Below are 11,770 nucleotides of genomic sequence, written 5' to 3'. Positions count from 1 at the left end.
CTTCACTGGGAAGCCGCTGCAGTTCGCGTTTTCTGCGGAGCCTTCGATTATGACACAGTTTTTTCGACTTCGTCAACCTCGAGAGGCTTTTTCTCTCCCGCCAGTCACTTCAATCAACTCGCAACCCAGAAGCTGCTTCGTCGCCGTCGTTTTCAGCGGAGCCTTCGATTATGACACAGTTTTTAGAACCAGATCAAGACCGAAGGGCCTTTTTTCTCTACCGATCGTTTCGGGGTGGTGATGCTTCCCGAGGGAGGCTCAACCACCGAGTCGCCTCAGCAGAGCCATCGATTATGGCACGGTTTCGAGGGTTTCCCCTTGCCTCCCCAAACTTTTCGCAGACCTACTGCCGGGCCGTCCGTATGTTGGCAGGCAGCGCCTGCGGCCAGCTGGTGCGGAAGGGATTGATGTCCAGGCCGCCGCGCCGCGTGTAGCGCGCATAGACAGCCAGCTGGGTGGGCTGGCAGCGCTTCCAGATGTCCGTGAAGATGCGCTCGGCGCAGGGCTCGTGGAATTCGTTGTGGTTGCGGAAGCTCACTATATAAGCGAGCAGTCCGGCCTGGTCGATGGGCGGGCCGTTGTAGCGGATCTGCACGCTGCCCCAATCCGGCTGGCCGGTCACCAGGCAGTTGCTCTTGAGCAGCCGGCTGGTCAGGGTCTCGGTCACAGGGGGCTGGGTCAGGTCGGCGGACAGCAGTTCGGGCGCCGGCTGGTAGTGCGAGCACTCGATGTCCAGGCGGTCGAGGTCGAGGCCGTCGAGTTCATGCACCGGCTCCAGGTCGAAGGCATCGGGCGCCAGCAGCCTGACGCCGATGCCCGCCGTGCGATCGCTGCCGCGCCACACGGCTTCGCCGAGGTCGGTCCGCAGGCGATCCCGCACCGCCTGGGCATCCGCGAACACGGTACTGTTGAAGCTGTTCAGGTAGAGCTTGAAGGACTTGCTCTCGATGATGTTGGGCGTTTCGCAGGGAATCGTGAAATGCGCGATCGCCAGCTGCGGCTTGCCGCGCGGGTTGAGCCAGCTCAGTTCGAAGGCGGTCCAGAGGTCGGCGCCGAAGAAGGGCAGCTTGTCGCTGGCGATGCCCATCGCGTCGCGCTGGGCCGCCCGCGGGATCGGAAACAGCAGGCTGGCGTCGTACTGGTCGACGTAGGCGGATGCGCGGCCGAGCTGCGACTGCTCCGGGGTGTTGTCCAGGCTCATGAGCGGCTCTCGGCGTTGTCCAGAAAAGGAAGAATGTGATGCATGAGAAGTTCGACCACCGGCGGCGGCAGGTCGTGCCCCATGCCCGGGATCGAGACGAAGCGGGCACCGGGTATGCGCTGCGCCGAATCCCGCCCACAGGCGATCGGCACCAGGGTGTCGGCCTCGCCGTGCAGCACCAGCGCCGGACTGGCGATGCGCGGCAGCAATTCGGCGCGGTCGCGGTCGGCGACGATCGCGAGCATCTGCCGCACCACGCCGGCTGGCCGGTAGGCGCGGTGCATGTAGCGCCGGATGCGCTCGGCGACCACCTGGTCGTCCTGCGGGTAGGCCGGGCTCTGGATAAGCCGCACCATCCCCATGCTGTGTGCCACCAGCGCCGCCTCGGTGCGGCTCGGCGGACGCCGCAGCAGGGCGGCAGCGACGTCGGGACGCGGGCCCGGCAGCTGGCGGGCGCCGCTCGAACTCATGATGCTGACCAGGCTCGCGGTGCGCTGCGGCGCGCTGGCCGCCAGGCGCTGGGCGATCATGCCGCCCATCGAGGCGCCGATCACGTGGGCGCGTGCTATGCCCAGTGCATCAAGCACGCCCAGCGAATCATCGGCCATGTCCTGCAGGCTGTAGGCCGAGCGCACCGGCAACCCGATGCGGCGGCGCACGCTCTGCCATAGCAGGTTGCCGGCACCGGCTTCGTCGAAACCCTGGCTCAGGCCGATGTCGCGGTTGTCGTGGCGCACGACCCGGTAACCGGCGTCGACCAGCGCCTGCACGAAATCGTCGGGCCAGCCGATCAGCTGCATGCCGAGCCCCATGACCAGCAGCGCCACCGGCCGCCCCTCCCCGCCGCTGTCCTCGACCTCGATCTCGATCCCGTTGGCTTTGATCTTCATGGTGCCTGCGTCAGATGAATTCGCGTTCGCGCAGCCACTTGGTCGCGACCCACTTTTCGCCGGACAGCACGGGCGCACCGCCGTGCAGGGTCCGGGTCGAGGGGTCGGGCTTGTCGTAGCTGAAGAAGACGCCGGTGCCGCGCTTGGGCGCGACCTCGAGGCCGACGTCGGGGAAGGTCGTGCCGCCGCCCTGTCCGGGTTCCTGCAAGTACATCACCAGGGTGGCCACGCGCTGCCCGCCGCGGCGCAGGATGGTCGGCGTGCCGGGCTCGCCCGGATCGAAATAGTCGTAGTGCGGGCGGTACTGGGCGCCCGGCGCGTAGCGCAGGATCTGCAGCCCCTCACCGAACTCGATCGGCCAATTCAGCAGCGCCGCGATGCGCTGCTCGAGCCGGGCGACGATGGCGTTCTCGCCGCGCTCGAAGAACATGCCGTCGCTGGTTCGATCGACGTTGAAGGCTTCACCGCCGGTCTGCGTCTCGACCGTGAGCGAGCGCGCGAGGCGCAGGCGGGCGGCGGCGATCAGGCCCTCGCATTCCTCGTCGGACAGCAGGTCCCCGAACACGATGACGCGCGGAAGGCGCATGGTCTGGAGCACCTGCACGCGGCGGTCGCCGGCGTCGATGTACAGCGGAGAACTCGACAGGTCCGGGCCCGGCAGGCCGGCGGTCGATGCCTCGGCCGGCAAGGGCTCGGCGACCGGGACGACCGCGGCCTGCCTCTCGATGCCCTGCAGGGCGAGATCGATCGCGGCGTCCTGCCAGCCGGAGGTCCGCATCGCAGCACGCAGGCTGGGCACCGAATGGCCGGCCGCGAGCTGCGCCACGATCCATTCGCGGAGTTCGGGGCTGATCGCCTGGCCCGTGCTCATGCCGGCCTCCGGCGGAACACCATCCGATCCGGCCTCGACGCGGTGGCGTCGAAGGCATAGCCCTCGAGGTCGAATCGCTCCAGCGCCTGGGGCGTGGCCGCCTTGTGCAGCACCGCCCAGCGCGCCATCAGGCCGCGTGCCCGCTTGGCGAAGAAGCTGATGATCTTGTAGCGCCCCGGATCGGCCTTGGCGCCGGTGCCGGCCTTCCATTCCTCGAAGATGCACTCGACCACGCGGGCCTTGAGCACGCGCCGGTCGACCGACTTGAAGTACTCCTGGGAGGCCAGGTTGATCACCACCGGCGTGCGATCGGCCACCAGCCGCTCGTTGAGATGCTCCGCGATGCGCGGACCCCAGAAGGCATAGAGATCCTTGCCATGGCGGTTGGCGAGCTGGGTGCCCATTTCCAGCCGGTAGGGCTGCAGCAGGTCGAGCGGGCGCAGCACGCCGTAGAGTCCGCTCAGGATGCAGACGTGGTCCTGGGCCCAGGCCAGCTGCCTGGCGTCGAGGGACTTGGCGTCGAGCCCGCCGTAGACGTCGCCGTCGAAGGCCAGCGCGGCCTGCTTGGCGTTCTTCGCGCTGCCCCTGGACGCCCAGGCCGCGTAGCGCGCCACGTTGAGCGCCGACAGCTTGTCCGACAGGTGCATGAGCTCGGCGATCTGCTGCGGGGATTTCTCGCGCAGGATCCGGATCAGCTCGGCCGCGGGGCTCCTCGGGCCCTCGAAACGCGCCTGCGTGGCGGGAACGGCGTCCGGGACCGGGGTGTCGTAGTCGAGCGATTTGGCAGGGGAAAGCAGAAACAGCATGGCCGAATTATCGATCGCCGGGCCAACCGGCGCGACCCGGTATAGAGTGCGCCTGCAATCCCCACCCCATTCAGCTGGAGACCCGAGATGAAGCTTGCCCGCCTCTTTCGTACCGGTGCGTTCGTGCTGGTCGCCGCCTGCGCCGGTACCGCGCTCTGGCATCCGCCCGCTGCCCACGCCACGGCGCCGCTCGCCAAGGAGCAGGCGCCGGGCTTCTACCGGCTGATGGTGGGCGATTTCCAGGTCACGGCCCTGTCGGACGGGACGGTCGCGCTGCCGGTCGATCAGTTGCTGACCCGCACCACGCCCGCCCAGGTGAAGAAGATCCTGGCCCGCTCCCACCTGGAGAGCCCGCTGGAGACCTCGGTCAATGGCTACCTGATCAATACCGGCAGCAAGCTGGTGCTGGTGGACACTGGCGCCGCGGCCCTCTTCGGCCCCACGCTGGGCAAGCTGGTAGCGAACCTCAAGGCCGCCGGCTACCAGCCCGAGCAGGTCGACGAGGTCTATATCACCCACCTGCACCCCGACCACGTCGGCGGCCTGCTGGCGGGCGACAAGCCGGCCTTCCCGAACGCCACGGTGCGCGCCGACCGGCACGATGCCGACTACTGGCTCAGCCAGTCCAACATGGACCAGGCGCCGGCCGACGCCAAGGACTTCTTCAAGGGCGCGATGGCGTCCCTCAACCCCTACATCGCGGCCGGCAAGTTCAAGCCCTTCGACGGCGACACCGAACTGGTCCCCGGCATCCGGGCCCAGGCGGCCCGCGGGCATACGGCCGGCCACAGCATCTTCATCGCAGAAAGCAAGGGCCAGAAGATCGTCTTCTGGGGTGATCTGATGCACGTGGCGGCCGTGCAGTTCGAGAACCCTTCGGTGACGATCCAGTTCGACACCGACTCCAAGGCCGCGGCCAAGGAACGGCGCAAGGCGTTCGCCGACGCGGCACACCACGGCTACCTCGTGGCCGGGGCGCACCTGGCCTTCCCGGGCATCGGCCGCCTGCGGGCCCAGGGGGCGGGCTACGTCTGGTTGCCGGTGAACTACGCGCCGCCCCAGTGACGCGCCCGCGCAGTCGAATAAAATCCCCTGACCTTCACCCCCACAAGCGGCATCCTGCGGGATGCCGCTCGTCTTTGCAAACGCCATGAGCGACACCCTGCCCCAACCCGGCCTCGAGAGCCTTTCCAAATCCTTCGAACCCGTTGCCATCGAGGCGCACTGGGGTCCCGAATGGGAGCGCCGCGGCTATGCCGCCGCCGGCTACCGCGGCACGCAGAAGCCCAAGGATGGCGCGCCCTCGTTCGCGATCCAGCTGCCGCCGCCGAACGTGACCGGCACGCTGCACATGGGCCACGCGTTCAACCAGACCATCATGGACAGCCTGGCGCGCTACCACCGCATGGCCGGCGCCAACACGCTGTGGGTGCCGGGCACCGACCACGCGGGCATCGCGACCCAGATCGTGGTCGAGCGCCAGCTGCAGGAGCAGAAGCTCAGCCGCCACGACCTCGGGCGCAAGAACTTCGTCGCCCGGGTCTGGGAGTGGAAGCAGCAGTCCGGCAACACCATCACCAACCAGATGCGCCGCATGGGCGACACGGTGGACTGGAGCCGCGAATACTTCACCATGGACGACGACCTGTCGAAGGTCGTCACCCAGACCTTCGTGCAGCTCTATGAAGAGGGCCTGATCTACCGCGGCAAGCGGCTGGTCAACTGGGACCCTGTGCTCAAGACGGCGGTCAGCGACCTCGAAGTCGAGAGCGAGGAAGAAGACGGCTTCCTGTGGCACATCGCCTATCCGCTCGAGGACGGTTCGGGCACGCTCACGGTCGCGACCACCCGGCCCGAGACCATGCTCGGCGACACCGCGGTCATGGTCCACCCGGAGGACGAGCGCTACAAGCACCTGATCGGCCAGCGCGTCAGGCTGCCGCTGGCCGACCGGCTGATCCCGGTGATCGCCGACGACTACGTCGACAAGGAGTTCGGCACCGGTGTCGTCAAGGTCACGCCGGCGCACGACCCGAACGACTACGCGGTGGGCCAGCGGCACAAGCTCGAAAGCATTTGCGTGCTGACGCTGGACGCCACCATCAACGACAACGCGCCCGAAAAGTACCGCGGGCTCGACCGCTTCGTGGCGCGCAAGGCGGTGGTGGCCGATCTCGAGGCGCTGGGCCTGCTGGTCGAGACGAAGAAGCACAAGCTGATGGTGCCGCGCTGCGCCCGCACCGGCGCGGTGGTCGAGCCGATGCTGACCGACCAGTGGTTCGTCGCCATGACCAAGCCCGACGCCAGCGGCCAGTCGATCGCGCAGAAGGCGATCGAAGCCGTGAGTTCGGGCGAAGTCAGCTTCGTGCCCGAGAACTGGGTCAACACCTACAACCACTGGATGGAGAACATCCAGGACTGGACCATCTCGCGCCAGCTCTGGTGGGGTCACCAGATCCCGGCCTGGTACGACGCCGAGGGCAAGGTCTACGTGGCGCGCAGCGAAGAAGAGGCGCAGGCCCAGGCACCCGGCAAGACGCTCACGCGCGACGAGGACGTGCTCGACACCTGGTATTCGTCGGCGCTGATTCCGTTCTCGTCGCTGGGCTGGCCCGAGAAGACGCCGGAACTCGACCTCTACCTGCCATCCACCGTGCTGGTCACGGGCTACGACATCATCTTCTTCTGGGTCGCCCGGATGATCATGATGACCAAGCACTTCACGGGCAAGGTGCCTTTCAGGCACGTCTACATCCACGGCCTGGTGCGCGATTCGCACGGCAAGAAGATGAGCAAGTCCGAAGGCAACGTGCTCGACCCGGTCGACCTGATCGACGGCATCGCACTGCCCGAACTGCTCGACAAGCGCACCCAGGGCCTGCGCAAGCCCGAGACCGCGCCCGCGGTGCGCAAGAACACGCAGAAAGAATTCCCGGACGGCATCCCGGCCTTCGGCGCCGACGCGCTGCGCTTCACCTTCGCCTCGCTGGCCTCGCTGGGCCGCAGCATCAATTTCGACGCCAAGCGCTGCGAGGGCTATCGCAACTTCTGCAACAAGCTCTGGAACGCGACCCGCTTCGTGCTGATGAACTGCGAGGGCCAGGACTGCGGCCTGCGCGAGCACACCAAGGAAGAATGCGCGGTCGGCGGTCCGGCCCACGGCTACCTCCAGTTCAGCCAGGCCGACCGCTGGATCAGCTCGAAGCTGCAGCGCGTCGAGGCCGAGGTGGCCAAGGGCTTCGAGGAGTACCGGCTCGACAACGTGGCCAATGCGATCTACCAGTTCGCCTGGGACGAGTTCTGCGACTGGTACCTGGAAATCGCCAAGGTGCAGATCCAGCAAGGCGACGCGGCGCAGCAGCGCGCCACGCGGCGCACGCTGATCCGCACGCTCGAGGCCCTGCTGCGGCTGGCGCATCCGGTGATCCCCTTCATCACCGAAGCGCTGTGGCAGAAGGTCGCGCCGGTGGCCGGCCGCGAGGGCGAGTCCGTGATGATCGCCGCCTACCCGAAGAGCCAGCCCGAGAAGATCGACGAAGCCGCCGAGGCCCACGTGGCCCGGCTCAAGTCGCTGGTCGATGCCTGCCGCACGCTGCGCGGCGAGATGAACGTCTCGCCCGCCACGCGAATGCCGCTCTACGCCGTGGCCGACGATGCCGCGAGCAGCGCCTTCCTGCGCGATGCGGCACCGGTGCTGCAGGCGCTGGCCAAGCTCAAGGAAGTCAAGGTGTTCGACGACGCCGCGGCCTGGTCGGCCGCCGCCGAGGCGGCCCCGGTGGCGGTGGTCGGGGACGTGCGCATCTGCCTGCACATGGAAATCGACAAGGCCGCGGAAAAGGTCCGCATCGGCAAGGAGCTTGCGCGAATCGAGGGCGAGATCGCCAAGGTCAATGCCAAACTCGGCAACGAAGCCTTCGTCGCCAAGGCGCCTCCCGCGGTGATCGACCAGGAGCGCAAGCGGCTGACGGACTTCAGTGCCACGCTCGAACGGCTGCGCGACCAGCTTGTCCGCCTCGGCTGACAGACTGGCTGCAGCCGAGGCCTTTAGTATTGGGGTCGGTACCTCCGGGTGCCCTCCCGCCCTCCCTTTCATCCTTCAGATCGACGAAAGCCCATGTCCCAAACTTCGACGCGCATTCGCAAGGCCGTGTTTCCCGTAGCAGGCTTTGGCACCCGATTCCTGCCGGCCACCAAGGCCCAGCCCAAGGAAATGCTGCCGGTGGTGGACAAGCCACTGATCCAGTACGCGGTCGAGGAAGCCTATGCCGCCGGCATCCGCGACATGATCTTCGTCACCGGACGCAACAAGCGCGCGATCGAGGACCACTACGACACCGCCTACGAACTCGAGTCGCAGCTCGAGGCCAGCGGCAAGACCGCATTGCTCGAAATCGCCCGCTCGGTGATGCCCGAGGACATGACCTGCTCCTATGTGCGCCAGCCCCGCATGCTGGGCCTGGGCCACGCGGTGCTGTGCGCCGAGCACCTGGTCGGCGACGAACCCTTCGCAGTCCTGTTGGCCGATGACCTGATGGTCGGTCCCGACAACGGCGAGCCGGTGCTGGCGCAGATGACGCGAGTCTTCGATCGCCTTGGCGGCTCGTTGCTGGCGGTGCAGGAAGTCCCGCTGGAACATGTCAAGCGCTATGGCATCGTCGCTGGCGAGGCAGTCGAGGACGGCCTGGTCAAGGTCAGCCGCATGGTCGAAAAGCCCAAGCCCGAGGAAGCGCCCTCGCGCCTGGGCGTCGCCGGCCGCTACATCCTCACACCCGGCGTCTTCGCCGAGATCCGCAACCAGCCCAAGGGCGCCGGCGGGGAGATCCAGCTGACCGACGGCATCGCCGCGCTCATGAAGAAGGAATCGGTCCACGCCTACGCCTACAAGGGCACGCGCTACGACTGCGGCAGCAAGGAGGGCTTCCTGCAGGCCACCGTCGAACTGGCCCTGGCACACCCGGAGGTGGGCGCGTCGTTCCGCGACTACCTCAAGAGCCTGGCGCTCTAGCCGCCTCGAACAGCGGCTCGAGGAAGCGAACGACTTCCTCGTCGCCGATCGGCGTCAGCGGCAAGCCGAAATCAACGATCAGCTGCTGTACCAGCGATCGCGCCCACAGCGTGTTGATCGCGACGCCGCTGTGGTCGTCCGACAGGGTCGAATTGTGCGGATCATCGCCCACGGAGTGCGTCACCCGGATGCGGGGCCCGATGGCGATCGTCCGGTAATCCGGCTTGCCGGCCGGCGTGCGGGTGCCCATCAGGGCCGCCAGCCACGCGCCGAAGTCGGCGAAAGCGATTCGAGGATCGCCCGCACCGATCCCGCGAATGGCGCCGTTGACCAGGGCGAGCGCGGCCCTGAAGTTGGCGGTTTCCTCGGCGGTCTGCCACCGATCTACATACAGGGGATCGTCCGCTTCCCCGGACAGGCCGACCAGCACGATGCGCGCCGCCGGATGGGCGCCGTGGATCAGCGCGACCGCCCGTCCGATTTCGCGCGCGCAGTGTTCGGCGACGGCGCGCAGTGCCGGCGCCGACGGGTCCTTGGCCGCCAGATCCACATGGGGCGTGAAGTCGTTGCTGCCGATCCGGATCACGACGACGCCGCCGCGCCAGCGCTCGGGCTGCTTGTTCATCAGCGCCACCAGCCGGGGGGCCTGGCGGATCCGATTGCCCATCAGGTGCTCGCAGGCGGCCCCCGTGACGGCGAAGTTGTAGAGGTAGTCTTCCTTCCTCGGCACGCGATGCCCGTTCAGGCCCACCAGCTCGCGCAGCCGGGCGACGCGGTTGCGCGACCCCCAGCGCACCCAGGGCCCGAGATCGATTTCGTCCGGACGCAGGCGGGCGAGGGCCTCGGTCCACTGGAGGGTCAGCGGACGAAAGACACCGCCGCGCTCGTTCGGCGCGACGAACACGAGTCTGTCCTGGTAGGAGTGGCCGCCTGAATCGCCCAGCACCGCCAGCGAAACGGCGCCTGCTGCGGGAGGCGCCGAACCGGTCATGCGTCGACCGTCGTTCGCGTGAGCCCCACCTCGTTCTCGAGCAGGCGCTGCACCGCGGGAAGATCGGCATCGAACCAGTCGTCTTCGTGGTTTTCGTTGCCGCACAGGAAGAAGTGACGCTGTCCCAGCCCGCAGGCCAGCGAATGGAAGTAGTTGCCGGCCACGCTCGTCGAGTAGAGGGCCACCAGGTCGATGTCGCCCGAGAAGAAGATGGTGCCGAGGCCGGCGCCGTGCGGTCCCAAGACGATCTCCGCGCGGTGGAACAGCGCCACCTGTTCTTCGAACGGGAGCTTTTCCAGCTGGACGCTGCGAAAGCCGTAGCCCTCGAGAAGCTCGACCAGCGCGTCTTCGTTGCGCACCCGGCGATGCCCGGCGTTGCGCCGGCTGATGTAGAGCCGCTCGGTCTTCTCGTGGGTGGCCGGCAGGCCGATGCGCTTGAAGATGGGGGCCCGTATGGCCTCGTAGTATTCCTTCGGCAGCACGCCCATGCACAGGCCCGAGGCCACGGACGCCCAGATGAACCGCTCCGGCTGGATCCACGGATCTGCTTCGGCGTCCAGGTAGACGAGCTTGAAGTTCGGCGGCAGGACGCTCTCCAGCGTGAAGCGCTGGAAGCCGAGCGCCGTCGACGGCATGCACACGGTCAGCGGCTGGCCGGCCATCGCCAGCTCGAGCGAGCGGATCTTGGGCAGGCAGTCGATCATCCAGTGCCAGAAGTTCTCGGAGTTGCAGTAGGCCAGGGTGGTCCAGGCGCCCTCGACCCGCCGCACCGTGGCGGGCCGGCGCTGGCGAAAGGGCGGATAGAGGAAGCGCCGATGCTCCATGCCCTTGTCGGCGATCAGCTTGAAGTCCTTGGTGCAGACCATGCCGCTGCGCACGAAGACGTTGGCGTCGGGAATCTCGCAGACGAACACGTCGGGCCGATCGAACCACCCGTCCTTGTAGTACTGGGCGACACGGGTGAACGGATCCTTTTCGCCGGCGCCGATCCTGACCCGCTCCGCCGGCAGCATCACGCGCAGGTTGCGCACTCCGCCCCCCCGCGCGGCTTCTTCTTCGGGCAGGACGTAGCGACCGATGAACTTCCCGGGCAGGAGCGCGACCTTGGCATCGATCGCCAGATTGCGAAGGCGATGGACCTGCGCACGGGCGCCCGGAAAGACCTTCAGGATCAGATCGCGGACCGTGCCCTTGACCTGACGAAGCACCGCGGTGGCCATCTCAGCGACGCCGCAGCACGTGGATGAAGTCGCTGCCAACCGTCTGCTGGTCGACCAGGTCGTTGCCCGTCTGCCGGGCGAAGGCCTGGAAGTCGCGCACTGATCCGGCGTCGGTCGACACCACCCTCAGCAACTCGCCGCTGTGCATCTCGTTGAGCGACTTCTTGGCCTTCAGGATGGGCAAGGGACAATTGAGGCCGCGGGTGTCGAGTTCTTTGTGGATCTGCATGGCCGTTCCTTGAGACTGCGAAGATTCTAGGAGGTTGGCCGCGGCCATTCCATGAATTGGGGCTCGTGCCCGCGGGTGCGCAGCCAATCGGCCAGCCCATAGCCGGTGCCAGCCGGCCAGCAGCGCAGGTCGGGCAGGTCATAGAGCCGGTAGTCCACCAGTTCGGGCGAGAGCGACACCTCGCCGTCGGCCACGGCGTGGTAGACGATGATGACCTGGTTCATGCGCTGGAAGTCGTAGACCCCGACCAGGTTCAGCTCGCTCGCGTCGAGGTTGGTTTCTTCCTTGATTTCGCGCGCGATGCCCTCCTGCGGCGTCTCGCCGGCCTCCATGAAGCCGGTGATCAGGGCATAGGCCTTGTGGGCCCAGGCGGCGTTGCGGGCCAGCAGCACCTGGCCGCGGTATTCGATGATGGCGGCCAGCACCGGCGTCGGGTTGTTCCAGTGGGTCCAGCCGCAGGCCGGGCAGCGCAATCGCGACTTCGGGCCGCCGTCCTCGGCGAGTTCGATGGAGGCCAGCGGCGTGGCGCAGTCGGGGCAGAACTTGGGATGGGGCAT

At 67.3% G+C, this 11,770-nt stretch carries 11 protein-coding genes; 3 read left to right on the top strand and 8 right to left on the bottom strand.

Features of this window, described 5'->3' with window-relative positions; genetic code table 11:
* Positions 1-343: 343 nt before the first annotated feature.
* From queF to yaaA, 4 genes are read right to left on the bottom strand one after another with little or no spacing between them, the layout of a single operon-like run.
* On the bottom strand, positions 344-1,201 hold the full coding sequence (gene queF, locus QTI17_RS34210; RefSeq protein WP_286538589.1) for an NADPH-dependent 7-cyano-7-deazaguanine reductase QueF: 858 nt from the start codon (positions 1,199-1,201) through the stop codon (positions 344-346).
* Positions 1,198-2,091, bottom strand: a complete 894-nt coding sequence (locus QTI17_RS34205; RefSeq protein ID WP_286538587.1) for an alpha/beta fold hydrolase — start codon at positions 2,089-2,091, stop codon at positions 1,198-1,200. Before QTI17_RS34205 ends, queF begins: the two co-directional genes overlap by 4 nt.
* A gap of 10 nt (positions 2,092-2,101) precedes the next feature.
* Complete coding sequence (locus QTI17_RS34200; protein ID WP_286538586.1) at positions 2,102-2,962, bottom strand: 2OG-Fe(II) oxygenase; 861 nt, start codon at positions 2,960-2,962, stop codon at positions 2,102-2,104.
* On the bottom strand, positions 2,959-3,768 hold the full coding sequence (gene yaaA / locus QTI17_RS34195; protein ID WP_286538585.1) for a peroxide stress protein YaaA: 810 nt from the start codon (positions 3,766-3,768) through the stop codon (positions 2,959-2,961). Before yaaA ends, QTI17_RS34200 begins: the two co-directional genes overlap by 4 nt.
* An 87-nt stretch (positions 3,769-3,855) precedes the next feature.
* Here yaaA and QTI17_RS34190 point away from each other — a divergent pair, with 87 nt between their 5' ends.
* The 3 genes from QTI17_RS34190 to galU all read left to right on the top strand — a co-directional run bounded on the left by QTI17_RS34190 (position 3,856) and on the right by galU (position 8,773).
* Positions 3,856-4,833 (top strand): MBL fold metallo-hydrolase, encoded by a 978-nt coding sequence (locus QTI17_RS34190; protein ID WP_286538584.1) that lies wholly within the window; start codon positions 3,856-3,858, stop codon positions 4,831-4,833.
* Between the two features lie 85 nt (positions 4,834-4,918).
* Complete coding sequence (locus tag QTI17_RS34185) at positions 4,919-7,789, top strand: valine--tRNA ligase (RefSeq protein ID WP_286538582.1); 2,871 nt, start codon at positions 4,919-4,921, stop codon at positions 7,787-7,789.
* 93 nt (positions 7,790-7,882) lie between these two features.
* The gene (galU, locus tag QTI17_RS34180) at positions 7,883-8,773 is read left to right on the top strand and encodes a UTP--glucose-1-phosphate uridylyltransferase GalU (protein ID WP_286538580.1); all 891 of its coding nucleotides are present in this window, start codon (positions 7,883-7,885) and stop codon (positions 8,771-8,773) included.
* Here galU and QTI17_RS34175 read toward each other — a convergent pair.
* The 4 genes from QTI17_RS34175 to QTI17_RS34160 are packed head-to-tail and all read right to left on the bottom strand — an operon-like array spanning position 8,754 to position 11,770.
* A complete protein-coding gene (locus tag QTI17_RS34175; protein WP_286538578.1) occupies positions 8,754-9,764 on the bottom strand; it encodes an SGNH/GDSL hydrolase family protein in 1,011 nt (336 codons plus the stop codon). The two genes, galU and QTI17_RS34175, sit on opposite strands and share 20 nt — an antisense overlap.
* Positions 9,761-10,984: a glycosyltransferase family 61 protein gene (locus QTI17_RS34170; RefSeq protein ID WP_286538575.1), complete on the bottom strand. Its 1,224-nt coding sequence runs from the start codon at positions 10,982-10,984 to the stop codon at positions 9,761-9,763. The genes QTI17_RS34175 and QTI17_RS34170 overlap by 4 nt, the downstream gene beginning before the upstream one ends.
* A 1-nt stretch (position 10,985) precedes the next feature.
* Complete coding sequence (locus QTI17_RS34165; protein ID WP_286538574.1) at positions 10,986-11,213, bottom strand: sulfurtransferase TusA family protein; 228 nt, start codon at positions 11,211-11,213, stop codon at positions 10,986-10,988.
* Between the two features lie 26 nt (positions 11,214-11,239).
* Positions 11,240-11,770 (bottom strand): NUDIX hydrolase, encoded by a 531-nt coding sequence (locus tag QTI17_RS34160; protein ID WP_286538573.1) that lies wholly within the window; start codon positions 11,768-11,770, stop codon positions 11,240-11,242.

The sequence above is a fragment of the Variovorax sp. J31P179 genome, from assembly GCF_030316985.1.
Lineage (GTDB): Bacteria > Pseudomonadota > Gammaproteobacteria > Burkholderiales > Burkholderiaceae_C > Variovorax > Variovorax ginsengisoli_B.
This window is presented reverse-complemented; position numbering and strand designations above follow the sequence as displayed.

Excerpts from the sequence above, each read along its gene's own strand:
- queF (WP_286538589.1), bottom strand. The coding sequence starts at position 1,201 with ATGAGCCTGGACAACACCCCGGAGCAGTCGCAGCTCGGCCGCGCATCC.
- QTI17_RS34205 (WP_286538587.1), bottom strand. The coding sequence starts at position 2,091 with ATGAAGATCAAAGCCAACGGGATCGAGATCGAGGTCGAGGACAGCGGC.
- QTI17_RS34200 (WP_286538586.1), bottom strand. The coding sequence starts at position 2,962 with ATGAGCACGGGCCAGGCGATCAGCCCCGAACTCCGCGAATGGATCGTG.
- yaaA (WP_286538585.1), bottom strand. The coding sequence starts at position 3,768 with ATGCTGTTTCTGCTTTCCCCTGCCAAATCGCTCGACTACGACACCCCG.
- QTI17_RS34190 (WP_286538584.1), top strand. The coding sequence starts at position 3,856 with ATGAAGCTTGCCCGCCTCTTTCGTACCGGTGCGTTCGTGCTGGTCGCC.
- QTI17_RS34185 (WP_286538582.1), top strand. The coding sequence starts at position 4,919 with ATGAGCGACACCCTGCCCCAACCCGGCCTCGAGAGCCTTTCCAAATCC.
- galU (WP_286538580.1), top strand. The coding sequence starts at position 7,883 with ATGTCCCAAACTTCGACGCGCATTCGCAAGGCCGTGTTTCCCGTAGCA.
- QTI17_RS34175 (WP_286538578.1), bottom strand. The coding sequence starts at position 9,764 with ATGACCGGTTCGGCGCCTCCCGCAGCAGGCGCCGTTTCGCTGGCGGTG.
- QTI17_RS34170 (WP_286538575.1), bottom strand. The coding sequence starts at position 10,984 with ATGGCCACCGCGGTGCTTCGTCAGGTCAAGGGCACGGTCCGCGATCTG.
- QTI17_RS34165 (WP_286538574.1), bottom strand. The coding sequence starts at position 11,213 with ATGCAGATCCACAAAGAACTCGACACCCGCGGCCTCAATTGTCCCTTG.
- QTI17_RS34160 (WP_286538573.1), bottom strand. The coding sequence starts at position 11,770 with ATGCCCCATCCCAAGTTCTGCCCCGACTGCGCCACGCCGCTGGCCTCC.